Raw genomic sequence first — 26,009 nt, forward strand, 5'->3', positions numbered from 1 at the left:
ACGCACGCTAACTGATTAGTCAGGCGTATTCAGTAAAAGGCGGCCTTACCGGGTAACGCGCTCTTTATCGGCGCGTTACCCGCCACTAAAAATTACCTGCTGCGAGTTGTTATGGATTTCTCAGGGTTTATTGTGCAGTTGCTGAACGGCCTGGCCGGCGCATCGTCGCTGTTCCTGGTGGCCGCAGGGCTGTCGCTCATATTCGGCGTTACGCGCATCGTCAACTTTGCGCATGGCTCGTTCTACATGGTGGGCATCTACGTTGCCTATTCTTTGGTCATGACCTTTGAAAGCGCATTGGGCTTTTGGGTGTCTGTTGTCGCCGCGGCGCTTTTGGTGGGGGTGTTTGGCGCCCTGATCGAAATATTTCTGTTGCGTCGCATCTATCACGCGCCTGAGCTGTTCCAGCTGCTGGCCACCTTTGCGGTGGCGCTCATGGTGCGAGACGCTGTGCTGTGGTACTGGGGGCCCGAAGAGCTATTGGGACCACGTGCGCCGGGGCTGGAAGGGTCCATTGAAATTCTGGGTCGGAACTTCCCGCAGTACGATATTTTCCTGATTCTTATTGGCCCGATTGTGCTTGGCTTGCTTTGGTTGTTGTTGACCAAAACCCACTGGGGGACGTTGGTGCGCGCGGCCACACAAGACCGCGGCATGGTCAGCGCCCTGGGTATTAATCAGGCCTGGCTGTTTACGGCAGTGTTCGCCCTCGGAGCTGCGCTTGCCGCATTAGGTGGGGCCCTGCAGTTGCCTCGTGAACCGGCCAACCTTGAAATGGACATCCACATTATTGGTGCGGCGTTCGTGATCGTCGTGGTGGGGGGTATGGGGTCGATTACCGGCGCCTATGTTGCCGCGTTGCTTATCGCCGAACTGAAAGCGATCTGTATGTGGCTTGGCTTGGTCGAAATATTCGGTTTGACGATTTCGTTCTCGAAGCTGACGCTGGTGGTTGAGTTTCTGGTCATGGCCGTGGTGCTTGTTTTACGGCCCTGGGGTTTGTTTGGCCGACCGCAAGCGGCGGGTCATAAAAACAACGATGGCGAAATGCCTTTGTTGCCGGGCTCGAAAATCTTCAAGATCGGTATTGGCATTGTCCTGCTGTTCCTGGTCGCTACCCCCGGGATTTTTTCCAGTGCGCCTTACATCACCGTTTTGATGATCGACATTCTCATCGCAGCGTTGTTTGCCACCAGTTTGCACTTCATCATGGGCCCTGGGGGGATGCACTCATTCGGTCACGCTGCTTACTTTGGTCTTGGGGCTTACGGTGCGGCGTTGCTGGTACAGGCCGCAGGTCTGCCCATGGAGATGGCGCTGATTGTCGGTCCGGTCATTGCTGGTCTGGGGGCATTCTTCTACGGCTGGTTCTGTGTGCGGTTGTCTGGCGTGTATTTGGCCATGCTGACGTTGGCCGTGGCGCAAATTACCTGGGCCATCTGCTTTCAGTGGGACGACTTCACCGGCGGCAGTAACGGCTTGACCGGTATCTGGCCTTCCGAGTGGTTGTCGAATAAAACGGTCTACTACTACCTGGTCCTGACGCTGGTTGTGCTGGGCATTATGTGGCTGCGCCGCGTATTGTTTTCACCCTTTGGGTATGCCATGCGGGCAGGGCGCGACTCATTCCTTCGAGCCGACGCCATTGGTATCGACGTTAAGAAAATCCATTGGTATGGCTTTGTCCTGGCAGGTGTCGTTGCAGGTTTGGCCGGCGCATTGTTTGCTTTCTCGAAGGGCAGTATTGCCCCCGAAACCCTGCACGTGAACCGGTCTATTGACGGCCTGGTCATGGTGTTGCTGGGCGGCATGCAAAACCTGATGGGGCCGGTCGTGGGTGCGGTGTCCTTTACCTGGTTGCACGACACGGTCGCGCGTAATACAGAGTTCTGGCGCGCCATGTTGGGCGGCATCATCCTGATTCTTGTGTTGCTGTTCCCGCAGGGTATTGCCGGTACGCTCAAGCAACTGGTGTCAAATATTCAAAACCGTGGTGTCAAGCCTGCGGTAGGTCTTGAAGGAGCACGGTCATGAGTTTGCTTACAGTAAACGGCCTGGGTAAGTCGTTCGGCGGCGTCAAGGCGGTCGATGGCATTAACTTTAATTTGCACGCCGGCGAGCTGCTGGCGCTTATTGGCCCGAATGGGGCGGGCAAGTCCACGACCTTCAACATGGTCAATGGCCAATTGAAAGCCGATCGTGGCTCCATCAAGCTAGATGGTCACGAGCTCATTGGTAAGCCGCCGCGCGATATTTGGCGGCTGGGCGTTGGCCGAACCTTCCAGATTGCGGAAACGTTTTCGTCTTTTACCGTCGTCGAAAACGTGCAAATGGCGCTGTTATCGGCCGATAACCGGCTGCTGTCTACTTGGCGCCGCGCTGCGGGGCACAAGCGTACCGAGGCGCTTGAGTTGCTTGACCAGGTGGGCATGGCGGCCCAGGCCGACAGAGCCTGCAGCGAACTGGCTTACGGCGACGTCAAGCGCGTTGAGCTGGCTGTGGCCATTGCCAATAGCCCCAAGTTACTGCTGATGGACGAACCCACAGCGGGCATGGCGCCCAAAGAACGTAACGACCTGATGGCGCTGACCAAACGCTTGGTGGTTGAGCGTGGCATGGCCGTGCTGTTTACCGAACACAGCATGGACGTTGTCTTTGCGTATGCCGATCGCATGATTGTTTTGGCGCGCGGGCGGCTGATTGCCGAAGGTAAACCATTGGAGATCAGGGACCACCCCAAGGTACAAGAAGTGTATTTCGGGACGGGTAAAACCTTTGAAAAAGAAGTGCAAGCGCAGGAGCCGGCATGAGTAAGTCTGAAGTTCTTCTTGAAGCACGCGGGCTGGTGGCCTGGTATGGGGCCGCACAAATTTTGTATGACCTCGACCTTGAAGTCAGGCGGGGTGAGGTCGTTGCGCTAATGGGGCGTAATGGCGCGGGCAAATCTACGACCCTTAAAGCGATTATGGGCATGCTCGAAAAACGTCGTGGCCAGATCTCGTTTATGGGCAGCGATATTTCTCGTACCGAACCCTATCATGCAGCACGTATGGGCTTGGCCTTTGTACCCGAAGACCGCCGCGTCTTTACCGATTTAACGGTCATGGAGAACCTCGCGGTGGGCCGCCAGGCGCCGCGTGCATGGCCCGATGGCGTCGCCGCACCCGAGTGGACACCGGAGCGTTTGTTCAAACTGTTTCCTAACCTGGGTGAGATGCCGCAGCGTCCGGGCGGCCGCATGAGCGGCGGTGAGCAACAAATGTTGACGGTGTCTCGGGCGCTGATGGGTAACCCGTTTCTGGTATTGCTTGACGAGCCTTCCGAAGGCGTGGCGCCGGTAATTGTCGAGCAAATGGCGCACATGATTCTTGAGCTTAAGAAGCAAGGGGTCAGTATTTTGCTGTCCGAGCAAAATATGCACTTTGCAGAACTGGTGTCTGACCGGGCCTATGTGCTTGAAAAAGGCCAGATTGTTTATCAAGACACTATCGAGGCGCTCGCTGCCAACGAAAATGTGCGCCGTACCTATCTGACTGTTTAATCCTCCTGGTGGCTGTGTTTAGCCGGGGCGCCGTAAGGTGCTCCGGCTTTTTTCATGCCAAACCGTTACTATCGGGGCGGTCGCGTTGCCGTCATCTGTGCGTTCGGCAGGTGCGTCGCAGTGCGTCTCAATTCATTGCCCATTTTGTTTTTAGTCAGTCTATGCCTGATCCGCTTTCATTTGATGTTGCCATTATTGGTGCCGGCCCGGCAGGGCTTATGGCGGCCGAAGTTATTTCAGCTGCGGGTTTGTCGGTAGCAGTATTCGAGGCCAAGCCATCGCTAGGGCGCAAGTTTTTGCGGGCCGGAGTGGGCGGGCTGAACATCACACATGCCGAGGCGTACGAACAGTTTTGCTCACGTTACGGTGATCGGCAGCCTTGGCTCCAGCCTATGCTCGACGCGTTTACGCCAACAGATGTTCGGCGTTGGGCGCAAGGCCTGGGCATTGAGACCTTTGAGGGCTCCTCCGGCAAAGTGTTTCCAGTTCAGATGAAGGCTGCGCCGCTGCTGCGCGCTTGGTCGCAGCGCTTGCACGACAAGGGCGTCACGTTCATGCTGCGGCATCGATGGCAAGGATGGGTGGACGATGACCTTTGTTTTACGAGGCCTTCGGGTGAGCTACGTGTGAAGGCTAGGGCAACGCTGTTGGCCCTTGGGGGCGCGAGTTGGCCGCAACTGGGCGCCGACGCGGCCTGGGTCCCCTTGCTGCAAGAAAAGGGGGTAAACATTGCCCCGTTGCAAAGCGCCAATTGCGGGTTCAACGTGAGCTGGACGCCGCATTTGCGTGCCAAATTTGCCGGCGCGCAGCTTAAAGCCGTGGCGCTTACCTTTACCGACACGTTGGGTACAACGCATACCCGGCGTGGGGAGTTCGTGGTGACCGAAACCGGCGTCGAGGGCAATCTGATTTATGCCCTTTCGGCGCCATTGCGTGACGTGATCTTGCAAGAAGGTGCGATTACGGTTTACGCAGATTTGGCGCCCGACCGGTCGATTGATGCATTGTTCAACGAGCTGGCACGTCCGCGCGGATCCAGGTCGTTATCCAGCCATCTGCAAAGTCGGGTTGGGATCACTGGGGTCAAGTCGGCCCTGCTTTACGAAGTGCTCGACAAAACGTCGTTGGCCGACCCCATGCAACTGGCGCAGGCTATCAAGGCGCTGCCCATCAAGTTGTTGTCGCCCAGGCCCATTGCCGAGGCGATCAGCACCGCCGGTGGTGTTGCGGCTGACGCGGTAGACGACGCCTTGATGCTGAAAGCCATACCTGGCGTTTTTGCCGCCGGGGAGATGCTTGATTGGGAGGCGCCGACCGGCGGTTATTTACTCACGGCCTGTCTGGCTCAGGGGCTGTGGGCCGGCAATGGCGTATGCGCCTGGCTGAAGGCAAGGCGACCAGCCTAAAACGGCTGAGTTGCACCCTTGTTGACGCGCTTTCCAGCACGTAGCAGCTTTTAAAGTCAAAAATTTAGGCGGCTCTGAAGATCGCGCTGATCATGCGTCGCAGCCACGAGTGCGCCGGGTCGCGTTGCATGCGTTCGTGCCAGTGTTGGCGCACATGGTAAGAGGGTAGGCTGACCGGAGGCGGCATGACCTGTACCCCATAAGCCTTACCCAGTTCGGCCGCAGCGCGGCGGGGTAAGGTGGCGATCATGTCGCTGTTGCCCACAACGGTACCCAACCCTAAAAAGTTGGGGATCCGCACACCGACTTTGCGATCGATACCCAGGCGTTTCAGGCTGCGTTCGATAATCAGGTGGCCGGTGCCCGATGTAGTCACTATGACGTGGTCTTCTCGCGCGTAGTCGTCCGGTGTCATGGTTTGATTGATACGGGGGTGCCCTTGGCGCACCAAGCAGGCAAACCCTTCTTCGAACAAGCTTTCTTGCACGAACCGCCCGTCCATATCGGGGATAAAGCCAAGCGCGATATCGATTTCGCCATGTTGCAGTTGCTCGGGCAAGGCGTGTGTAATGGTTTGCACGTCTAGCTGAATATTGGGTGCAACGTCGCGCAGCGTGTTCAAAATGGCCGGCAGAACAACAATTTGGCCGATGTCCGTCATGGCAATCCGAAACTCGCGATGGTCGTTTTGCGGATTGAAGTGCGGCTGGTAACTCAGCGTCGCTTCAAGCAATGCAATGGCGTTGGCCACCATGTCTTGAAGCTGGTCGGCAGTGGGTGTGGGCGTCATGCTGCCGCCTACGCGTACAAACAGCGGATCGTCAAAATGTTTGCGCAGACGGCCCAGCGCCAGGCTAACCGCCGGCTGGGTCAAGTCCAGCATTTCTGCTGCTCTGGACAAGTTCTTGGTCTGATAGATCGCATCGAACAGCTGCAGCAACCGCAGGTCGATATTGGCCAGCTTTTCCATAATTAAAATTAATTGAAATTATTAAAGTCATTATATTGAGTAAGAGTTTGGTCTGAAAGACAATGCATCAGAAAGGAGATGCATTCATGAGTTCTGCAGTTCGACAAGATCACGACACAGTGTTGGTCGTGGGGGGCGGTATCGGGGGCTGTGCTGTTGCACTGATGCTGGCCCGTAAAGGGCGGCGCGTACTTTTGCTCGAACAGGCCGACGCCCTGCGCGAGATTGGCGCGGGCATACAGCTTGGGCCGAACGCCTTTCGCATGTTCGACAAACTCGGCATTACGGCTGAGGTCGCAAAGACGGTCGTCTATCCCGACCACCTCGTCATGATGGATGGTCTGACGGGCGAGCAGGTGACCAGCATGCGCATGGGCCAGCCTTTTGTCGATCGGTTCGGCAAGCCCTATGGCGTTATTTACAGAGCTGACCTGCACATGGCGCTGGTCAAGGCCTGTGAGGCGCAGGCGGGCATTGAAATGCATACGGGTTGCAAGGTCGACCGCTACGAGGCGCATGGCGATAAGGTCACTGTTTATGCCGAGTCAGGGGTGTCTTACACCGGCGATGCATTGATTGGATGCGATGGCTTGTGGTCGCGGATTCGCGCACAAATGCTGCAAGACGGTCCGCCTCGCGTGTCGGGGCACATTGCCTACCGTGCCGTGTTGCCCACCGAAGAAGTCCCAGCCCATTTGCGTCGCAATGACATGGTGTTATGGGCCGGGCCCAAAAATCACTTGGTGCAGTATCCGCTGCGTTGCGGCGAGCTTTACAACCTAGTGGCGGTTTTTCATAGTGACCGTTATGTCGAAGGTTGGGACGCGTCTGCCGACCCCGAAGAACTGCACCGCCGGTTTGCCGCAAATTGCGAGCCTGTGCGTCAGATGCTTTCAAAAATTGAAACCTGGCGTATGTGGGTGTTGTGCGACCGCGAGCCAGTCAAGACCTGGACGCAAGGGCGGGTGGCCTTGTTGGGTGACGCGGCACACCCCATGCTGCAGTATCTGGCGCAGGGCGCCGCCATGGCCATGGAAGATGCGGTGTGTTTGGCCGATGCTTTGGACAGTGGCGATGATGTTCCCGCTGCGCTGCTGAGTTACCAAAATAAACGTTATTTGCGCACTGGGCGTGTTCAGCTGACGGCACGGCTGTATGGCGAGGTTTATCACGCCGATGGCGTCAAACGTGAGTTGCGCAACCTGATGCTTCAGTCACGAAACGACGAGCAGGGCTACGAAAGCCTGTCGTGGTTGTACGACGCCGCTGGCGTGCCCTGACAGGGGGTGGTAGACAAAGCAGTATCTATATAAAAACCAAAGGAGACAAAAATGCAATTAAAAAAATGGCTGGTCGCTACGGCGCTGGCAGGCGTACCTTTCGTGCAGGCACAGTCGGCTGAAGAGCTGCGTATCGGGGTTGTCACGTCAATGACCGGCGTATATGCCGTCGGCGGTCAGCAGTTGCAGGCGGGTATCAACGCCTACATGAAAGTACACGGCGACGAAGTGGCCGGCAAAAAAATCAAGGTTATTTATCGTGATACGGCGGGGCCCAACCCCGAGGTGGCCAAACGTGCGGCGCAAGAGCTGATTACCGCCGACAAGGTGAATGTACTGGCCGGTTTCGACTTTACGCCCAGCGCGCTGGCCGTGGCGCCATTGGCGACACAGGCCAAAGTACCCATGGTTGTCATGAATGCCGCCACGTCGATTATTACGGCGCGCTCGCCTTACATTGTGCGTACTTCGTTCACGACAGCCCAAACGTCTTACCCCATGGGTGAATGGGCTGCCAAGCAAGGCCTGAAAAATGTTTACATTAGTGTGGCCGATTTTGCGCCTGGCCACGAAGCGGCAAAGTGGTTCAAGAAAGCGTTTACCGAAGCTGGTGGCAATATCGTCGGTGAAGTCGCGCTACCTATCACCAGCTTCGATTATGGCCCTTTCATGCAGCGCATTAAAGACCAAAAGCCGGATGCGGTCTTTTCGTTTCTTCCGGTGGGTGAGCCCGTTATCCTGTACTACAAGTCTTGGGCGGAAAAGGGCCTGAGCGATGCCGGCATCAAGCTGATTTCTCCCGAAGGGTGGGTTGATCCTGACGTCCTTCGCGCGGCGGGCAATGCCTCGGTAGGCGCCATCTCGGGCGGCTTCTACACACCGTCCAATCAGACGCCTCAGAATCAGGCCTTTTTGAAGGCTTACAAAGAGGTCGCAGGTGATAAAACATTGCCTAATTATCTGGCTGTCGGCGCCTACGATGGCATGGCGGTTATTTACGAAGCGCTCAAGAAAACCGGTGGCGATGTCGACGGCACCCGTCTGGTTGACGCCATGAAGGGACTGGCGCTGCCAAGCCCCCGAGGCACAATTGCCATCGACCCAGACACACGCGACGTGATCAATACCGTTTATGTGCGCAAAGTTGAAATGGTCGATGGCCAGCCCGTCGCGATTGATTTCGACAAGTTCGACGCCGTCAAAGACATGGGTAAGGAGTAACCATGAATTGGTTGAAGAATGTTTGGTACGTGGCGGGTTTTACGCACGAGCTCGATCAGGCGCCTTTTGTTGCCCGTACCTTTCTGGGTCAACCGGTGGTTATGTTTCGTACGTCAGATGGGCAGGTCAGCGCGCTGCGCGATCTGTGCCCGCACCGGCTGATGCCCTTGTCCAAAGGGCGCCGAGTGGGCGACGAACTGCAGTGTGGCTATCACGGCATGCGGTTTAATGCTCAGGGGGCGTGCACCGACATTCCCGGGCAGACACAGATTCCGGCCAAGGCGTGCGCGCAAACACACCCGCTGCGAGTTAGGCACGGTTTGTTATGGATCTGGATGGGTGATGCCGCGTTGGCCAGCGACGACCTGATCCCCGATGTGCACTGGAACGATGACCCCATGTGGACCTCTTCGATCGGCTATCACCGTCTGGCTTGTGACTTCAGGTTGGTCAACGACAACCTGCTTGATTTAAGCCATGAAAGTTATGTGCACTTGCGCACGATAGGCAACGATGAAGAGGAGTCGATTGCCAATTACCCGCTTAAAGTCACCATCGAGGGCGAGCGATTGGTGCGAGCGCATCGCGACATGCCAAATATTGATCCTCCACCCTTTTTCGCTATGGTGCTTAAACACAATGGGCCTATTCATCGGTGGCAAACCGCCATCAATATGCTGCCGGGCATCAATATGACCGATGTGGGCGTCTATCCGGTTGAAAAGACCAAAGACGAGGCCCATATGATGCACGTCATGCATTTGCTGACACCAGAAACAGAAACCAGCACGCATTACTTCTGGACGGTGGCGCGTAATTTCGATCTGGATGATGAGGCATTGACTGGCAAGATTCAGGCCGCGATTTCGGCAACGTTTGACGAAGATCAGGTCGTGCTCGAGATACAGCAAAAGCAGCTTGAAGCGTATGGCAGCGCGGTACCCAATGTGGCGATTCGACTGGACGAAGCCGCTGTCCGGGCAAGACGCTTGCTTGAGCAGCAGGTGCAACGCGAGCAGCAGGTGCCGCAAACGGTACTGGCACCATTGCCTTTGTTATAAAAACTACGGGCCCCGAAGGGCCCGTAGTTTTTGGCATGCCTTTGGCCTGGCGGCAACAAGGCTTAGTCGTTGCGTTCGGTGACTTCGAGCAGGTGGTAGCCAAATTGTGTTTTAACGGGGCCTTGTACAACGCCAACCGGTGCACTGAAGACGACGGCGTCGAATTCGGGGACCATGGCGCCACGGCCAAAGCTGCCCAGCTCGCCGCCTTGCGCCGACGACGGGCACAAAGAGTTTTCTTTGGCGACTTGCGCGAAATCGGCGCCATTTTCGATAGCGGTTTTCAGTTGGTTGGCGGTGTCTTCAGACTGCACCAAAATATGACGTGCGGATGCGGTTTGCATGAGTAATCCTTAAAGCGATTTAATGAGTTGGCCTGACAGGATAACGCAAAAGTTGGGTGTTACGCCCAAAGCACTGACGCATCAATTGCGTCGATACGGGGCCGACCGCTCAGCAGCATGGCCATTTCAAGTTCGGTGCGCAGAATGTGTAAAACGTGGGCAACCCCTGCGGCGCCAGCGGCCGCCAGGCCGTATATCTGGGGCCGGCCTATCAGCACGGCACGCGCGCCCAGGGCCAAGGCTTTCAAAATGTCGGTGCCGCGGCGTATGCCACCGTCCATCAGTACGGGAACTTGGGGGCCTACGGCTTGTACAACACCAGGTAGCAGGTCGATGGCGGCGGGCAGGGTGTCGAGCACACGGCCGCCGTGGTTCGACACAATAATGCCGGCACACCCGGCGTCTATGGCTCGGCGCGCATCTGCGCCATGCGCAATGCCCTTGGCCACTACAGGTAGGCGGGTGTGCGCCACCAGGCGGGCGAGGTCGTCAAAAGTAGACGTTGGGGTGCATAGCGGCCCCGCCAAGGCCTGACCAGCAACCGCCTGTGCGGTACCCGCCCGCGCGGTCGGTGGTAGATTAACGGCCGCAATATGGGGCGGCAATACAAAGGCGGCCCTTTGCTCTTCGTTACGCAGCCCGCTAATGGGTGCGTCGACGGTGACCACAATTGCGCGATAGCCCGCCGATTCGGCCCGGCGCACTAGCGTCAGCGTGTCTTCGAATACGGGTTGCATGTATAGCTGAAACCACAAGGGGGTTTGGGCACGTGCAGCAATGTCTTCCAGGCTGACACTGGCCTGGGTGCTGACCACCATGCCGGCCCGCACGGCTGACGCACCCAGTACTGTGGCCAGCTCACCGTCAGGGTGAGCCAGCTTTTGGTAAGCGACGGGCGCCAGCAGTATCGGGTAGGGGAAAACGGTGCCGAAGAGTTCGATGGCGGTTGATGCGTTGGCGCTTGACTGCAGGGCGTTGGGCAATAGCTTGAGTCGTTGCAGGGCATCGATATTGTCTTGTGCTGTTAGACCGTCTCCTGCAGCTGCTGTTAGATAGGCCCAGGCGGCAGGCGTGACCCGTTCGCGCGCGTAGTCAATATAGTCGGTAACCGAGGCGATGGTTGGCGGTATTGTGGCTAGCGTTGGCAGCAGGGAAACTGATGTCATGGCGTCGACCACTCGCGAATGAGGTTGTGATACACCCCCGTCAATCGCGCAATTTCTGCGGGCTCTGCGTTTTGCAGTGTCAGACTCTGAATGGACTGATCCAGGTCCCACAGCAGGCGCCGACGATGATCTTCGCGCACGAGGCTTTGCACCCAGAAGAAAGCCGCTAGCCGAGCACCTTGCGTGACTGCGTTGACGCGGTGCAGGCTGCTGCTGGGGTATACCACCATGTGCCCTGCGGGCAGTTTCAGGTGCTGCGTGCCAAAGGTGTCTTCAATGACCAGTTCACCGCCTTCGTAGTCGGCCGGGTCACTAAAGAACAAAGTCGCGGAGATGTCGCTGCGTAAGCGCTGACTGGTGCCCGGCACCGCAAAAATGGCATTGTCGATATGGTTGCCGTAAGCGCCGCCGCCTGCATAGCGGTTAAACCGTGGCGGCAGAATGCGAGCCGGCAATGTGGCCGCAACGAACGTGGGGTGAACAGACAGTGCTTGCAAAATCAGTTCGCCCAGTTGCCGCGCCACCGGGTGATCTAAGGGCAACTGCTCGTTGCTTTTGACCGTGGCAGCCAGGTGACCGGCCGTTGCCAAACCGCTCTCCCAATGGGCCGAAGCAAGTGCCTGGCGACAGGTCGCGATCTGTTCCGGGGTGAGGATATCGGGAATCGTAATGATCATAATGACAAGCCGGGTCGCCCGTTTTAGAGGCGACCCGGACCAGGGCCTTAAAGAAAAGCAGTTTATGACAAGTCAGTGTCGCAAGGCGCTTAGTAGCGCATGTTGGCACTCAAGATGAACTGACGACCAGGGCCAAAGTCTGCATGATGAACACCGTTAGTGCGAATGTAGTATTCCTTGTCGGTCAGATTCAGCGCATTCAACTGTATATTCAGATGCTTGTTGACTTGGTAAGACGCCATTGCATCGAATCGCCAGTAGGCGGGCATATACACTTTGTTGGTGCCGCCACCAGCGCCGTTCTGGTTGCCGCCAAAGGTTTTGCCTACGTAATAGGCACCGCCGCCCAGGGTAAAGTCGGGGGTGACGGCGTAGGTCGACCACAGGCTCAAGCTGTGTTTGGGCGTATTTGCCAGCGGGTCGCCTTCGTTAACGCTGTCATAGCTGCCTTTCAGCAATTCGCTGTCCATGTAGGTGTAGCCGCCAAAGACACTCCATTCACGGGTAATTTGACCCGAGATTCCCAGTTCCAGCCCGCGAACCCGTGTTTTGCCGGCCTGAGCTGTGGTGTTGGCGTCGATATTAATTTGGGCATCTTTACGCTCGTTCTGGAAGATCGCCGCCGTCAGGCTTAGTTTGTTGTCGAGTACGTCCCACTTTGTCCCCAACTCGATGGTGTTGCTGCGTTCAGGTTTCAGGCTCGATGTGTCTGCGCCAAGGCTTTCCTGGTCGCCGCCAGAAATGGTGGGCGGCGTCGATGCCGTGGCATACGAAACATAAATACTGCCGTTTGATGCCGGCTTGTAGACCAGGCCGGCCTGGTAGTTGAACATGGTCCACTCGCCGTCTGCAGAACCCGTCACGGCGGGGCGGCCCGCCGTGTAATCGCCCGATAGACGATAGTTGTCTACGCGTACACCTGTATTTAACTGAAAGCGCTCGCTCAGGTCGATAGTGTCGAGCAGATAGACCGAGCGCGTGGTGGATGTCAGGTCTTGGCTTAGCGGATTGCGGGTGATGGTGCCTGTCCATGGGTCGTTGGGGTTAGGGGATAGCAACGGCGTGCAATCACGGTCGCCAACGCCAAACCCTGCAGTCACCGGGCATGTGGTGCCCGACAGCGTGGCGACGTTATAGGTGGCGTTTTCATTGGTTTCTCGGCTGAGTTCAACGCCGGCATTAAATCGGTGCTTCAGGCTGCCGGTTTCAAATTCGCCATACAGTTCGCTGATGTTTGTCAGCATGGTGGATTCTTGCCAACGCGATTTTGTGCCGCGTTTCATCCAGTAGGTATTGGTGGTGGGGTCAAGCTTTACTGTGCCATCGCCGGGGTTGGTGACCACGTAGTCATTCAGGGTTTTGCCGTAGCGCGTTGCGTTGCGAAAGGTAAGTTTGTCTGAAAGGTCGTGTTCTATTTCCACCGTGCCGATGTCGGCTTTGGTTTTTTGATAGTCACGCGCATATAGGCCATAGAAAGCGTCTCGGCTTACATCCAGAATGCCGCTGCCGTTGCCCAGGGCAGGTGCTTTGCTGGCCAGTGGTACCCCGTAGTCGGGCATACCATTGGTTTCCAGGTGGTAATAGCTTAGGGTAACGCGGGTCGGCGTACCCAGCCCGAACGACAGCGATGGCGCGATGCCTTTCTTTTTGTAGTCAACGGCTTCGCGCCCGGCAACGTCGCCTTTGGCGCCCAGTACGCTCAGGCGAAATGCCGAGGTTTCATTGAACTGCCAGTTGCCGTCGGCGGTGCCGCGCAAGTAGTGATCGGTACCAAAGCCTAACGAGCCTTCTGCAGAATTGCCCAGACGGGCGCGTTTGCTGGCCAGATTGATGCTGCCGCCACCTGAGCCGCGTCCGCCATATGCCGAATCTGCGCCTTTAATGACTTCGACCGACTCCAGATTGAAAATCTCGCGGGTTTGGCCGCCCGGGTCGCGGATGCCATCAACATAAACGTTGTTACCCGAAGACATGCCGCGAATAAAAGGGCGGTCTGCCAGGGGTTGACCGCCTTCGCCTGCACCAAAGGTAATGCCGGGCACATTACGCAACACATCTTCCAGCGACGAAGCAGCGCTATCTTGAATGACTGCCTGGGGAATGACTTGCACTGTTTTGGGTGTGTCGAGCAACGGCGCAGTGAACTTGGGCTGCGACGCTACGGGGGTCTGGTAGCTGCCTTGTTCGCGCTCGCCTGTCACTTTAACGGGGGCCAGTACCGGGGTGTTGTCGGCGGCTTGGCCGAACACATGTGTTGGAACAAACACGGCGGACGAAGCCAGCGCCAGCGCTAGCGATGGCACCGCGCGTAAAGACGTTTTGGATGGTTTCGCAATGGATGACTGCATTTATTTTCCCTATCCTTATTAATTGATAATGCGAATGATTCTCAGGTGCAGAAATTCTAAACCAAGCCAATTGTTTTTTATGCGACTTTTACAACATTGAAAATTGGCTGAATAAAAATTGAAATTCAGCTTAAATTTTGTTTAAAGAAAGCTGAATTTTTTATACTTAAAAAGTAGATATTCAGGTCCGGCACAGGACGCCTGATACGCGTTAACCTTAAGGCTGCCAGGTAAATTTCACGTTATTCAATACAGGCGTCATGGTGTTTCGTTGGTTGGGTGGGCGTGGGGCCCGTCAAAAAGAAATTGATTTTCAAATGGCACGGCTCACGCCAGCGTGCTGGCAACGTGCGCTGGCCGCGCATTCTTTTTTGCGTGGCTTATCGGCTCAAGAAGAGGCAGCGCTTAAGCAAAGAACCGCCTGGGTGCTGGCCAGCAAGTCGTTCAGCGGCGCGCACGGGTTAGCGCTTTCGTTCGAGATGCAGCTATCAATTGCGTTGCAGGCCGCTTTACCGGTCATGCAGCTTGATCCTCGCCTTTACGAGGGCTGGACAGAAATCATCGTGTATCCGGCCGGCTTTCTGGTACCCCGGACCGAGGTCGATGAGGCCGGTGTCGTGCATGAATATATTGAAGAAGCCTCGGGCGAGGCTTGGGAAGGTGGTCCGCTCGTGCTGTCTTGGCACGATGTTCAGCCGGGCCACGGCGACGAGGTCAATGTTGTTATTCATGAGTTCGTGCACAAGCTTGACTTGCAGTGCGGCGACGCTGATGGTGTGCCCAGCCTTGCATCGCATACCGAAATTTCGCCGGCACGGTGGGCCGACGTGCTGCACGATACCTGGTCACATTTCGAACACATGTTGACTGACGCCGAGGACAGTATTCCGCGCGACGTCGACCCAGAATCGGAAGCTGCCATGATTTACTTCAGCCATTTGCCGCTGGACCCCTACGCGGCCACCAATACGGCCGAGTTCTTCGCGGTAAGTGCCGAAGCGTTTTTTCTAAGCCCGCAGGGCTTGGCGCACTGGTATCCCGACTGGTATGCGCTGTTGTCGACTTACTTTCGGCAAGACCCGTTGCAGCGGTTAGGCTGAACGGGCCTGCCGTCCGTAAGTTATTGGCCACTTTTAATCAAAGTGGGCAAAGGCGGCTTCGATATCGCTTTTGTTCATACCGCAGGCCAGGCAAAGTGTTAGCAGCAGGCGTGCTTTTTGGGGCGATAGCCAGCCGGCTGGAATCAATCCGCGACGACTGATCAAGTCGATTTCCGACCCGGGAAAGCCATAGGTGTTTTTGTAAACGGGGCCGCCAGGCACTCTGGAAGCCAGCACCACCGGGATATCTTTGACCACCTTGTCAATTGCCTCCAGGACTTGTTGCGGCACATGACCCACCCCCATGGCCTCAATGACCACGCCGCTATAACCCAAAGCGGGCAGGGCGTTCAGCAAGGCGGGGTTCTCGTCCAGGCATGGCTTGATGATACAAACCGACGGAAAAGCCGAAGGTTGGCGTTTGAGGGTCGAGCGACGAACAGGTTTGCGCAACAGCCGCACACGATTTTCGAGGAAGTACCCGAGGGGGCCACCATCTGGTGACTGAAATGATGACACCAGGCCTTTGTGCATTTTTTCGACCGAAGCTGCGGCGTGCAGCTCTTCGTTTAACGCGACCAGGCACCCCATGCCTCGGGTTTCGGGGCTGGCGGCAGCGCTGATAGCGGCATACAGGTTACCGGGGCCGTCAGCGCTTAGCGCGCTGGCGCCGCGCATGGCGCCTGTCACGATAACGCCGGCATCACCTGCATAAAGCAAGTCGATCAGAAAGCTGGTTTCGTCAATGGTGTCAGTACCTTGCACGACCACAATACCGGCGATGCCGTTGGCGTCATCTTGTGCAAAGCCTTTTGCCAACCCCGCAATGTCTTCAAAGGTCAGCGATGCGCCAGGCTTCAGGAAGGGTGTCGAGACCTCAAGCTGCGCTACATCTTTGAGCGATGGAATTTGCGCGAGCAGGTCGTCGCCGGTAAGGGTGGGGGTGATGCCGGGTGCAGCGCTGGGCGCCATGGTAATTGTGCCGCCAAGTACAACGACTTTAACGCGTGGCAATGTCATCAGTAAGGCTCCTTGGAAGGTGGGGCAACTTTTAAAAAGCGGGTCAAAAGGTTGGGGGCGTGTTGATCCAGACAACGCGGGTTACGACTTCGCCTGGGTTGCGGTAACTGTGGGGCAGGTCTGAATGAAAGAAAAACGAGTCGCCGGCTTCAACCAGGTACATCTTTCCGTTCACCACAATTTCCAGCGTGCCCTCAACGACATAGCCGACCTCCTCGCCTTCGTGTTCGAGCGTGCCATCGCTGTAGCCGCCAGGCTGAACCACATGCATGTGGCCCTGCAACAAATTGCCTGGTAGGGCAGGGATGAGTCGTTCCAGCGTAATGCCAATGCCATTGTGCATCTGGTCGGTCGCCAGAACAGGTCGTTCGTGTGCGCGCACGACTACCGTGTCACGGTCTTCCGGCGATGCAAATAGCGCGGCGATGTTGGTGCCCAATGCGCGGCAAATTTTATGCAGCATGGGGATGGATGGATTGGCTTTTCGGTTTTCAACTTTTGACAGCAGGCTGGTCGAGCAATCGACCATGGTCGCGAGTTGTTGCAGGGTAAGCCCACGCGAAATTCGTGCGTGCCTGATACGCGCACCAACCAGCGTTTCTGACAGCGCAACATCTTCGTTGTCGTCATTTTCAAGGTGTTTGGCCGAATCCGTCATTGCGGATCTCCTTGTTTGTGCAGTATTCACTTTGTTACGTTTTGAATTGGGCGGGAATGTTCACTGGGCGCATTCCGGGTCAATCGAGAGTTTTCAACAGGCATTAGTATAAACACCAATTTTTCAAGTCATTCAAATTAGTTGAATATACGGCAATGGATTTTATTATGAAGATAAATCTGTTGAACGTGCATCAGGAGAAACGCGAATGGCTGGAGAATTAACACCCCCGATCCGTGCGCCTTACAGCGCCATTGTCGATCGTCCCAAACTGTCTTTGCCTAACGGCAAGAAGATGGCGGTTTGGGTCATTGTTAACGTCGAGCACTGGCACCATGCCAACGCCATGCCGCGGGCCGTGCTGCCGCCGCCCATGGGCCAGCCTTTGTTGCCTGACGTTCCCAATTGGGCATGGCACGAATACGGCATGCGTGTCGGGTTCTGGCGTTTTGTCGAAGTGCTCAAGCGCTACAACATTACACCGACACTGGCCATTAATGGTTCGGTATGCACCGCCTATCCGCGTATTGCCCAGGCAGCGCACGATATGGGTTGGGAGTTCATGGGGCACGGGTTCTTACAGGGCCCCATGCACAAAGTGCCCGATCAAAAAACAGCGATTCGCGACACCATCGAGGCGATCCGTCAGGTTACGGGCAAGCCGCCTCGCGGCTGGGAGAGCCCCGGTCTGACAGAAACCGAAGTCACCCTCGATTTGCTGGCCGAGGCCGGAATTGAGTACGTGGCCGACTGGGTGCTGGACGACCAGCCGGTGCACCTCAAAACGGCACATGGCCCAATCACCTCGGTGCCCTACACGGTCGAGATCAACGACGTCGTCATGAGCGCTGTGCAATTGCATGCTTCCGACGAACTATTCAAGCGCGGCAAATTGCAGTTTGACCAGTTGTATGCCGAAAGCGCTGATTCTGCCCGTGTCATGGCAATCAGCATCCACCCGTACCTGACCGGAGTGCCGCATCGTATTGGCGCACTCGACGCGCTGTGCAAATACATCGCTGGTCATGAAGACGTTGCCTTTCACACCGGCGAGCAAATTCATGACTGGTTTCAAACCCAACGTAAACCCGAGTTTTAAAGCACCTGCGGCAATCCGTACGTTTGCCGCAGCGTGATGACTTTGACCATGCGCCCCTGGCGCTCAGGAGACCCCTTCAATGGAACAAAAACTGATTAACGAAGTGCTCGATCGCAAAGAGCCACACTACAAACCTTACGGTTGGCACCAATGGCCCGACTATCCCTGGATGTCTTATCAGTTTCGCCGTGCTTTGGGCGAAACCCAGGAAGGCGGCGGCGCCATTAGTGAAATTTTCCAGGCTGGTGCGCGTATCGATCCTTCCGATTCCGAGTCCTGGTACCGCGAGTGGCTTCACATTGGTGATCGCAATCATGAGCGTGGCGATGCGGCAAATGCCAAAGGTCATGTCGTCACTGCGCAAAACTGCTGGTTGCGTGCCGTCGATTATTACCGCGAAGCCGAGTTCTGGCTGGAGGGTGAAGATCCGCGTCGTCTGCAAGTTTTCGACAAGTTGGAAGCGTGCACAGAAAAATGGGGGCAGTACCTGAACCCCAAATTGGAAAAAGTCCAGGTGCCTTATCTGGATGGCAAATTCTTGTATGCCTATTTCCTGCGCTCACCTGTCAACCCTTCGCCTCGCCAGCCTGTACTCATGTGCTTTGGCGGCCTTGATTCGTTCAAAGACGAAATGTGGTTCATGGTGGCTCATGGTGCCATTCAGCGTGGGATGTCGGTACTCATGGTTGACGGCCCAGGCCAGGGCGGCACGATCCGCCGCCACAAAATTGTGAATCGCTACGACTACGAAGTGCCTGTAGGCAAATGCATCGATTACCTCGAAACCCGCGATGACGTCGACACGTCGCGTATTGCCATGAGTGGTTCTAGCTTGGGTGGGTACTACGCCGCGCGGGCCGCTTCGTTTGAGCACCGTCTGGCCGCCGTGGTGTCGCATGGCGCCATCTGGAGCGTCAACGAACTGTGGGGCTCTGCCGATGACAGCCATGGTTTGGCTGGCCACATCCGCTGGGTGTTTGGCGCCAAGTCCATGAAAGAGGCCTTCGAGAAGGGCAAAGACTTTGTACTGGAAGGCGTTATCGACAAGATCAAGTGCCCGTACCTCATTTTGCACGGCGGCTACGACGTGCTGGGTGTCGATCAGGCCAAGAAGGTCTACGACTACGCCAAGCAACATGGTGTCGATGTCACGCTGGATCTGGTCGGCGAAGAAGAAACCGGCGCAGAACATTGTCAGCACGACAACCCCACTCTGGGTCAGGAGCGCATCAATGACTGGCTGACCGACGTCCTGGGCATTGACCAGCGCGCATTGCTCAAAGGTTGATCATCGTTAACCCCTTTCCCCCGGGGGAGCCGGGGGAGTCCACGCCCATTGCGGCGATCAAGGAGCTTAGACATGAAACAAAACGCACGACTCCGTCTGAAAGCAGGCAAAGCAGTTCTGGCCCTGTCTATTGCAGCACTCATGGGCTCGGCTGCCCACGCAGCCAACCCAGTCATGAAAATCGGTCACGTTGCCCCTAAAGGCGACCCGCGCGATCTGGCCTCCAACCATGTGGCTCAGATGATGAAAGACTCTAAAACCTGCCCCATGGATGCGCAGGTGTTTCCGGCGGGGCAGTTGGGCGCGACAACCGACTTGATCGAAGGTATGCAAATTGGCTCGATCGAGGCCGTTGTATTGCCGGCTTCGTTCCTCGTTGGTTTCCAACCCCTGATGGGTATTTTCGATTTCCCGTTCATGTGGCCCAGCGACTTGAACAAATTGCTGGCGGTGCAGAACTCGCCTGCTGTGCGCACTCTGCTCGACACCACAAACAAGCAGGGTATTTACTCGGTCAAGGTCTGGCACACCGGCTACAAACAATGGACGGGTAACCAGCCGCTTCGCTCAACCGCCGACTTCCGTGGCAAGCGCGCCCGTGTCATGCCCTCAGCTGTGCTTATCGAGCAGCAAAAGGCTTTGGGTCTGACCCCTGTCGACATGCCGTTCCCCGAGACTTACAACGCACTGCAAAGCGGGGCGATTGTTGCCCAAGAGAACCCAGTGTCCACCAGCTACCTGATGGGCCTGCACGAAGTTCAAAAAGCCTTGACCATGACGTATCACGGCAACCTTGATCAGATCTTCATGGTGTCCAAGGCCTGGTTCGACGCACTGCCCGAAGGGTGTCGTACCGAGCTGACAAAGGCCATTGATAGTGGTGCTGCCGTCGTTGTTGAAGAAACCAAGAAAGCCGAGGCCAAAGCTATGGCAGGCATGAAAGCTGCAGGCGTCGAGATTGTTGAGCTGACACCCGAACAGCGTAATGGCTTGCGTGATGCGACGTTGCCCGAGGTGCGTGCGTTCTTTATCCGCCAGAACGGCGACAACGGTCGTCAGATTCTGGAAAACATCGAAGCTGAAATCAACAAGGGGTAATCCTTCATGAGAGTTCTGGACAGTCTTCTTCGCGGTTGTGATGCGGTCGTCAGCTTTATGGCAGGCATTTCTTTGCTCGTTATCACTGGGGCACTTTTTGCCAACGCGGTGGCTCGTTATTTTGCTGATTTTGTTGTCATCGGCAGCGAGGAGCTGTCCAGATACCTTTTGGTTTGGATGACGTTTCTTGGGTCTTATCTATTGGTCCGGGTCCAGCGCCACATCACGGTTGATGTGTTCGTCCGGATTGTGCCGTCGCCAGTTGTCCGGCTGGTACAGATTCTGTGCGCAATTGTTGGCGCCATTACCTTGGGTTATGTCGCGTTTCTGGGTTGGGAGCTTGCGAGCTTCATCATGGGCACCGGCCAGATGAGTAGTAGTTTGCCGATTCGGCGCGGCTGGATCTACATGGCAATACCGGTTGGCTGCGGTTTGATGGCACTGGCTTACGTGTTTGAGCTGCTTGTGACTTTATTTGGTGGGGGCACTTTACCCAGGGCTGCAGATTACGGACTGCCTGATGATGTGCCCGATGTTGATACCCAAGATCAATCTGCCATTCCAACCAAAGCCTGAGAGTCAATTATGCCAACCACCGTTTTAGTTGCCGTTGCGTTCTTACTGGTTATCGTTGCGTTTCCGATATATCTGGCCATTCTCGCGGGCACTGTGCTGTCTTTTGAGTGGCTCGGTCCAGCCATGCCCGCCCGTGTTCTGCCTCAGCGTTTGGTCGAGGGCATCAATATTTTCGCGTTGCTGGCCGTACCTTTGTTTATTTTTGCTGCCGACATCGTCGGCCGCGGGCAAATTGGTGCCAAGCTTGTCGCTTTGATGGAAGGGCTTGTCGGCCACCTGCGCGGGGGCCTTGCCATCGCGACGGTGCTGGCGTGCGCCATGTTCGGCGCCATTTCCGGGATTGGTGCGGCGGCGGTAGTCAGCATCGGGCCCATTGTCTATCCCGCGTTGCTCAAGCAAGGCTATGGTCGTGGCTTTGCCGTGGGGCTTATTTTGTCGGCATCCACGCTGGCCATGGTGATTCCACCAGGCGTGGCCATGATTCTCTATTCAGTGCAAACGTCTACCTCGGTAGCCCGCGTATTCTTGGGTGGCTTGGCCGCAGGTGGTTGGTTTGTCATCTTCTTAAGCGTTTATTGCTGGTGGTATGCCGTACGCACAAAGGTCAACACCTCTGATCGCATCGGTTGGCGTCAAAATCTGACACGCGCCAAAGAAGCCATCTGGGCTATCGGTCTACCCGTTGTGATTTTCGGCGGCATCTACAGTGGCGTGTTCACCCCCACTGAAGCAGCTGCAGCCGCTTGCGTATACGCCGCCGTGGTCGAAACTCTGGTTTACCGACAGCTTTCGTTCAAAGAGTTGTTCAAGCTTTCGCAAACCTCGGCCATCATGATTTCAACATTGATGGTAGTGATTTCGGTCGGCAGTCTAATGACATGGTTCATGACATTGGAGCGCGTGCCCGTGGCCATCACGGCCTTGCTCAACGACGTTCCGGCTGCGGCAGTGCTCGCTGTTATTAATGGGTTGTTCTTGATTGCCGGCATGTTTATCGACCCGAACTCCGCGGTCATCATCATGGCGCCCCTAATTTCCCCGGCTGCCACGGCTATCGGCATCGACCCTGTTCATCTGGGCACGGTATTGGTCTTTAACCTGGCCATAGGCATGGTGACCCCGCCTTTTGGTTTGAATATTTTCATAGGTATTGCCACCTTCCGGTTGCCCTATGTGGAAGTGGTCAAGTCAACAATCCCTTTCATTCTGTTGTCGTTGTTGACCCTCTTGCTGATTACCTACGTGCCCAGTGCGCTGCTGTGGCTTCCCAACTTGGTGCACGGTGTTTAACCGTGGCCCCCTTGAACCTGTCCAGGAGTATTCAATGAATTTAGGCGTAGATGTTGTTCGTCCGGCAGTAATTGCCATCGATTTGCACCGCGGTCACCTCGACCCTGAAGTGGCCACCATGCCATTGCCGGCCGACCAGTCAAAAGCGGTGATTCAAACCAACAAGCGGTTTTTCGACAACTGCCGCAACGCGGGTATCCCGGTCATTCATCTGTTGACCTTGTACCGCAGCGTTGAGGAAATTCGGACCAACCCTTACTGGCGCACCCGTGCCGAAGACCCGACCGCTACGCGCAAGAATGTGCTCAAGCATAACTTGTGGGGCATGCCGGGTACCGAGGTGATCCCCGAGTTGCTCGACGAGCGTGACTGGGTGGTCAATACCAAGCGTCGTTATGACTGCTTCATCGGCAGCGACCTCGAATTCACACTCAAGAACAACGGCATCAACACCTTGCTGATCACGGGCGTAAACACGAACTCATGCGTGCTGTCGACTACCGTTGCCGCCTGCGTACGCGACTTTGCCGCCATTGTGATTGAAGAGTGTGTCGACACCATGGACGGCCCCGAAGCCCATGCCGCCGCACTGAAGTGTGTTCGCGCGGCCTTTGGCTGGGTCATGTCTGGCGATGAAGCGATTGCCGCTGTACGTTCTTAAGCGAGGAAGAAATGGCTGTAAAACACTGGAAAATGCTGATTGGCGGGCAAGCAGTCGATGCGCCCGGCGCCGAGCCTATCCCTGTCGAAAACCCGGCTAATGGGCAGGTTATTGCCACCGTGCCGGCGGGTGATGCGTCGCATGTTGACGCTGCCGTGGCGGCCGCACACAAGGCGCAACGCGAGTGGGGCGCACGTACGCCCACCGAGCGCGCTATCGTGCTTGAAAAGTTTGCGCGTTTGTTGCGTGAGCGCCTGCCCGAATTTATTGATTGCGAAGTAGAGCAGATTGGGCGGCCCATCCGCGAAATGCGTGCACAGGTGTCGCGCCTGCCCGAGTGGTACGAATACTTTTCGGCCGTTGCGCGTACACACGAAGGGCGCGTTCACCCATTTGGCGGGCCTTACGTTAACTACACCCGTCGTCAGCCCTTAGGGGTAGTGGGGTTGATTACACCCTGGAATCACCCCATGCTGATTCTGACCAAGAAGTTGGCGCCAGCGCTTGCAGCGGGTAACGCGGTGGTCGTCAAACCCAGCGAATTGGCGCCCATTACGCCTTTGATGTTGGCCGATGTCTTTCGCGAAGCCGGTTTGCCCGAAGGCGTTTACAACGTCATTACAGGTTACGGCGCGGCGGCGGGTAAGGCCTTGTCCGAACACCCCGACATTCAGAAGATCGATGTGACGGGTGGTACCGAGACCGGTCGCCATATTGGTGCAGCGGCCGGGCGCAACCTGGCTGGCTTTGCTGCAGAGTTGGGCGGCAAGGCTTCGGTGCTGGTGTTTGATGACACCGACATTGATCGCGCCGTCAGCGGCGCCTTGTTTGCGTCGTTTATTGCGGCGGGTCAAACCTGCGTGCAGGGCGCTCGTTTGCTGGTGCAAGAGTCTATCTATGATCAGGTGGTCAGCCGTCTGGTCGAGCGCACCCGGAACCTGCGCTTGGGTGATCCGGCTGACATCAACACTGAAATCGGGCCGGTGGTGTGCCAGCGTCAACTCGATCGCGTTATGAACTACATCAATATTGGTCGCTCTGAAGGCGCAACCGTGGCTGTAGGCGGCGAACGACCCGGCGGCGCGTTGGCCGATGGGTACTTCTTGCAGCCTACTGTATTTACCAACGTGAAGTTGGGGATGCGGGTCGAGCAAGAGGAAATCTTTGGTCCGGTAGTCTGCGCTATGCCGTTCCGCGACGAAGCGCACGCCATTGAGTTGGCCAACGCCACGAACTTCGGGCTTGCCGGTAGCGTCTGGACACGCGATATCGCTCGCGCGCATCGTGTTGCGCATTCGCTTGAAATGGGCATAGTCTGGATCAACGATCACCATCGTATCGACCCCTCGTCGCCGTGGGGTGGCTTTAAAGAAAGCGGTGTTGGCAAAGAGAACGGTATTGTTACTTACGAGGCCTATACCAGAACACAAAGTGTGGTGGTGAATCTTTCCGATGAGCCGTTCGATTGGTTCGACGAAAACAAGGCGGTAGAAAAGCGGTATAGCTGAGACTGGGCAACGGCGCGTGTCGGTCTGTCCGCACTCTGAATGCGCGGGCGCCGGCATGCGGCGTGTTGAACTTGGGTAAAGTACAGGTTGTGATTCAAACTTTCTGTATCGGTGCGGGCTGGCTTGCATATCGCCACCCCTGTGCCGCCAACGGGTTTTCTGGAACTTTGCCGTGCTTGCGTCGTTAATCCCCTACTTTCCTGCCTGGAGCCATGAGTGGCTGGGCTCGTTGTTCTTGACCTTCCAGGTGCTGGTGATTTTGCTGGTTGCCTGGTTTTTGCAACGAGGCCTGAGACGGATTTTGCTGCGCGCCAGCGAACGCTACGATTTACCCATGCACTTGATTCAGCCCACCGCCACCATTGTGCGCTGGGTCATCATGATTGCGGCCGGTTTGCTTGTGCTGGGTCGCCTTGGTGTTTCGGGCACGGTGCTCTGGACAGCCTTTACCGGCTTTGCAGCGGTTGCCGCTGTGGCGTTTTTCGCGGCCTGGAGCGTGCTCTCTAACATTTTTTGCGCCATTCTTATTTTTACCGCGCGCCCATTTCGCTTGGGTGACTACGTCGAAATTCTCGATACCGCCGAGAAGCCCGGCGCCAAAGGAGAGGTCGTTGACATCAGTTTGTTGTACGTCACCTTGCGCGACGCTACAGAAGAGAATGCCGGGGCCTTGTTGCAAATACCTAATGCGTTAGTGTTTCAGCGCGTGGTACGCCGATGGAAGGGCGGGCCGCCGCCGTTGGGCACTAGCGCTAAGTTGCCTTAAATAGCGTAAAGGCCTGCGTTGCGGCCCAACCGCCGTCGTGCGGATGCCCTGGCTAAGGTTTGCTGCGCGCCGGCCGACCTTTGTTTTTTGTGGTGCTCGGGGCAGTAGGCTCGAAGCGCTCTGCCGGTGTCTCGGCCAAAAACTTTGCAAAATCGCGGCCGCCGCCGTCGATATGCTTGCGCATTTCCTCTGCTGCGGTCTCGGCGTCGCCGGCCTCGATCGCGGCCACAACACGTCCATGTTCCTCGTGCGATCGTGCAATGCGGGCAATGTTCTCGAAAACGTTTTGCCGATATACCTGCGTGCGCTTGCGAATCAGCGCGACTTGCGACTTTAAAAACGGGTTATGGCAGCCTTCGTAAATCAGGGCATGGAAGCGGGCGTTTGCCGCACCGTACGCCGCGGGGTCTTTGCTATTGCGGCTAAGCGCGGCATCTTCGTGCGCAGCGCGTAGCGTAGCGACTTCCGATCGGCTCATGCGAAGCGCGGCAAATTTGGCGCAAATACCTTCAAGTTCGGCCAATAGTTCGTACATGGCAAACAGTTCGGGCAATGACAGGCGCGCCACGTATATGCCCGACCTGGGCACAATCGTAATAAGGCCCTGCACCGATAGCTGCAAAAGAGCCTCGCGAACCGGTGTTCTGGAAACATTGAACCGTTCGCAAAGGCGTGCTTCGTCCAGGGCATCTCCGGGCAACAGATTGCCATTGTGAATGTCTGATTCGATAGCTTCTTTGACATGGTCGGTCATGCTGGCCGACCGATTTGATGGTTTGCGGGAATCTGTCATGTCACCTTGCGCGTGTCGGCCTGCGGGTTGCGGCATGCGTATTGTGTTGGAATTAAAGGGTCGAGTTTACAGGGGCCCTGCAAGTTAAGGTTTGGGGTTAACCCCCTATGAAAAACCACCCTTGAAGTTTATGATAAA

The 26,009-nt window shown here is 56.4% G+C and carries 24 protein-coding genes; 16 read left to right on the forward strand and 8 right to left on the reverse strand.

Annotation, left to right across the window (positions count from 1 at the left end):
- Nucleotides 1–111 precede the first annotated feature (111 nt).
- From CHR62_RS01770 to CHR62_RS01785, 4 genes are all read left to right on the forward strand, one after another.
- Nucleotides 112–2,034: an ABC transporter permease gene (locus CHR62_RS01770; protein WP_123659803.1), complete on the forward strand. Its 1,923-nt coding sequence runs from the start codon at nt 112–114 to the stop codon at nt 2,032–2,034.
- Nucleotides 2,031–2,810 carry an ABC transporter ATP-binding protein gene (locus tag CHR62_RS01775; RefSeq protein ID WP_093969733.1) on the forward strand — a complete coding sequence of 260 codons (780 nt, stop codon included), beginning with the start codon at nt 2,031–2,033 and terminating at the stop codon, nt 2,808–2,810. Before CHR62_RS01770 ends, CHR62_RS01775 begins: the two co-directional genes overlap by 4 nt.
- Complete coding sequence (locus tag CHR62_RS01780) at nt 2,807–3,541, forward strand: ABC transporter ATP-binding protein (RefSeq protein ID WP_093969732.1); 735 nt, start codon at nt 2,807–2,809, stop codon at nt 3,539–3,541. The genes CHR62_RS01775 and CHR62_RS01780 overlap by 4 nt, the downstream gene beginning before the upstream one ends.
- Nucleotides 3,542–3,702: 161 nt before the next feature.
- Nucleotides 3,703–4,947: a TIGR03862 family flavoprotein gene (locus CHR62_RS01785; protein ID WP_123659804.1), complete on the forward strand. Its 1,245-nt coding sequence runs from the start codon at nt 3,703–3,705 to the stop codon at nt 4,945–4,947.
- 64 nt (nt 4,948–5,011) lie between these two features.
- Here the strand turns inward: CHR62_RS01785 and CHR62_RS01790 are convergent, their stop codons facing one another.
- Nucleotides 5,012–5,917, reverse strand: a complete 906-nt coding sequence (locus tag CHR62_RS01790; RefSeq protein ID WP_093969731.1) for a LysR family transcriptional regulator — start codon at nt 5,915–5,917, stop codon at nt 5,012–5,014.
- Nucleotides 5,918–6,003: 86 nt separating this feature from the next.
- On the opposite strand from CHR62_RS01790, the gene CHR62_RS01795 reads away from it, so the two are divergent.
- The 3 genes from CHR62_RS01795 to CHR62_RS01805 are packed head-to-tail and all read left to right on the forward strand — an operon-like array spanning nt 6,004 to nt 9,479.
- The gene (locus CHR62_RS01795) at nt 6,004–7,197 is read left to right on the forward strand and encodes a 3-hydroxybenzoate 6-monooxygenase (protein WP_093969730.1); all 1,194 of its coding nucleotides are present in this window, start codon (nt 6,004–6,006) and stop codon (nt 7,195–7,197) included.
- A 51-nt stretch (nt 7,198–7,248) separates the two neighbouring features.
- Nucleotides 7,249–8,418, forward strand: coding sequence for an ABC transporter substrate-binding protein (locus tag CHR62_RS01800; protein ID WP_093969729.1), 1,170 nt, complete (start codon nt 7,249–7,251; stop codon nt 8,416–8,418).
- Nucleotides 8,419–8,420: 2 nt separating this feature from the next.
- Nucleotides 8,421–9,479 (forward strand): aromatic ring-hydroxylating dioxygenase subunit alpha, encoded by a 1,059-nt coding sequence (locus tag CHR62_RS01805; RefSeq protein WP_123659805.1) that lies wholly within the window; start codon nt 8,421–8,423, stop codon nt 9,477–9,479.
- Nucleotides 9,480–9,541: 62 nt separating this feature from the next.
- On the opposite strand, the gene CHR62_RS01810 is transcribed toward CHR62_RS01805, so the two are convergent.
- From CHR62_RS01810 to CHR62_RS01825, 4 genes are all read right to left on the reverse strand, one after another.
- Nucleotides 9,542–9,823, reverse strand: a complete 282-nt coding sequence (locus CHR62_RS01810; RefSeq protein ID WP_093969727.1) for a peptidylprolyl isomerase — start codon at nt 9,821–9,823, stop codon at nt 9,542–9,544.
- Between the two features lie 59 nt (nt 9,824–9,882).
- Nucleotides 9,883–10,989: an alpha-hydroxy acid oxidase gene (locus CHR62_RS01815; protein WP_123659806.1), complete on the reverse strand. Its 1,107-nt coding sequence runs from the start codon at nt 10,987–10,989 to the stop codon at nt 9,883–9,885.
- Nucleotides 10,986–11,666 (reverse strand): Fe2+-dependent dioxygenase, encoded by a 681-nt coding sequence (locus CHR62_RS01820; protein ID WP_093969726.1) that lies wholly within the window; start codon nt 11,664–11,666, stop codon nt 10,986–10,988. The genes CHR62_RS01815 and CHR62_RS01820 overlap by 4 nt, the downstream gene beginning before the upstream one ends.
- A gap of 89 nt (nt 11,667–11,755) precedes the next feature.
- The gene (locus CHR62_RS01825) at nt 11,756–14,014 is read right to left on the reverse strand and encodes a TonB-dependent siderophore receptor (RefSeq protein WP_123659807.1); all 2,259 of its coding nucleotides are present in this window, start codon (nt 14,012–14,014) and stop codon (nt 11,756–11,758) included.
- A 263-nt stretch (nt 14,015–14,277) separates the two neighbouring features.
- Here CHR62_RS01825 and CHR62_RS01830 point away from each other — a divergent pair, with 263 nt between their 5' ends.
- Nucleotides 14,278–15,114, forward strand: a complete 837-nt coding sequence (locus CHR62_RS01830) for a zinc-dependent peptidase (protein WP_123659940.1) — start codon at nt 14,278–14,280, stop codon at nt 15,112–15,114.
- Nucleotides 15,115–15,147: 33 nt separating this feature from the next.
- Here CHR62_RS01830 and CHR62_RS01835 read toward each other — a convergent pair whose 3' ends face one another.
- Nucleotides 15,148–16,134, reverse strand: coding sequence for an asparaginase (locus CHR62_RS01835; protein WP_123659808.1), 987 nt, complete (start codon nt 16,132–16,134; stop codon nt 15,148–15,150).
- A gap of 43 nt (nt 16,135–16,177) precedes the next feature.
- Complete coding sequence (locus tag CHR62_RS01840; protein WP_093969723.1) at nt 16,178–16,792, reverse strand: cupin domain-containing protein; 615 nt, start codon at nt 16,790–16,792, stop codon at nt 16,178–16,180.
- A gap of 208 nt (nt 16,793–17,000) precedes the next feature.
- Here CHR62_RS01840 and CHR62_RS01845 point away from each other — a divergent pair, with 208 nt between their 5' ends.
- From CHR62_RS01845 to CHR62_RS01880, 8 genes are all read left to right on the forward strand, one after another.
- Nucleotides 17,001–17,891 carry a polysaccharide deacetylase family protein gene (locus CHR62_RS01845; RefSeq protein ID WP_093969722.1) on the forward strand — a complete coding sequence of 297 codons (891 nt, stop codon included), beginning with the start codon at nt 17,001–17,003 and terminating at the stop codon, nt 17,889–17,891.
- 79 nt (nt 17,892–17,970) lie between these two features.
- Complete coding sequence (locus CHR62_RS01850; RefSeq protein WP_093969721.1) at nt 17,971–19,179, forward strand: S9 family peptidase; 1,209 nt, start codon at nt 17,971–17,973, stop codon at nt 19,177–19,179.
- Nucleotides 19,180–19,251: 72 nt separating this feature from the next.
- Nucleotides 19,252–20,277 carry a TRAP transporter substrate-binding protein gene (locus CHR62_RS01855; protein ID WP_093969720.1) on the forward strand — a complete coding sequence of 342 codons (1,026 nt, stop codon included), beginning with the start codon at nt 19,252–19,254 and terminating at the stop codon, nt 20,275–20,277.
- A 6-nt stretch (nt 20,278–20,283) separates the two neighbouring features.
- On the forward strand, nt 20,284–20,853 hold the full coding sequence (locus CHR62_RS01860; RefSeq protein WP_093969719.1) for a TRAP transporter small permease: 570 nt from the start codon (nt 20,284–20,286) through the stop codon (nt 20,851–20,853).
- A gap of 9 nt (nt 20,854–20,862) precedes the next feature.
- Entirely contained in the window at nt 20,863–22,143 is a 1,281-nt protein-coding gene (locus CHR62_RS01865) for a TRAP transporter large permease (protein ID WP_093969718.1), read from the forward strand.
- A 34-nt stretch (nt 22,144–22,177) separates the two neighbouring features.
- The gene (locus tag CHR62_RS01870; protein ID WP_093969717.1) at nt 22,178–22,804 is read left to right on the forward strand and encodes a cysteine hydrolase family protein; all 627 of its coding nucleotides are present in this window, start codon (nt 22,178–22,180) and stop codon (nt 22,802–22,804) included.
- An 11-nt stretch (nt 22,805–22,815) separates the two neighbouring features.
- Entirely contained in the window at nt 22,816–24,312 is a 1,497-nt protein-coding gene (locus tag CHR62_RS01875; protein ID WP_123659809.1) for an aldehyde dehydrogenase, read from the forward strand.
- 172 nt (nt 24,313–24,484) lie between these two features.
- Nucleotides 24,485–25,078 (forward strand): mechanosensitive ion channel family protein, encoded by a 594-nt coding sequence (locus CHR62_RS01880; protein ID WP_370318027.1) that lies wholly within the window; start codon nt 24,485–24,487, stop codon nt 25,076–25,078.
- Between the two features lie 52 nt (nt 25,079–25,130).
- Here CHR62_RS01880 and CHR62_RS01885 read toward each other — a convergent pair whose 3' ends face one another.
- Entirely contained in the window at nt 25,131–25,871 is a 741-nt protein-coding gene (locus CHR62_RS01885) for a GntR family transcriptional regulator (protein WP_158609079.1), read from the reverse strand.
- Nucleotides 25,872–26,009 lie beyond the last annotated feature (138 nt).

The sequence above is a fragment of the Pusillimonas sp. NJUB218 genome, assembly GCF_003788685.1.
GTDB lineage: Bacteria > Pseudomonadota > Gammaproteobacteria > Burkholderiales > Burkholderiaceae_B > Neopusillimonas.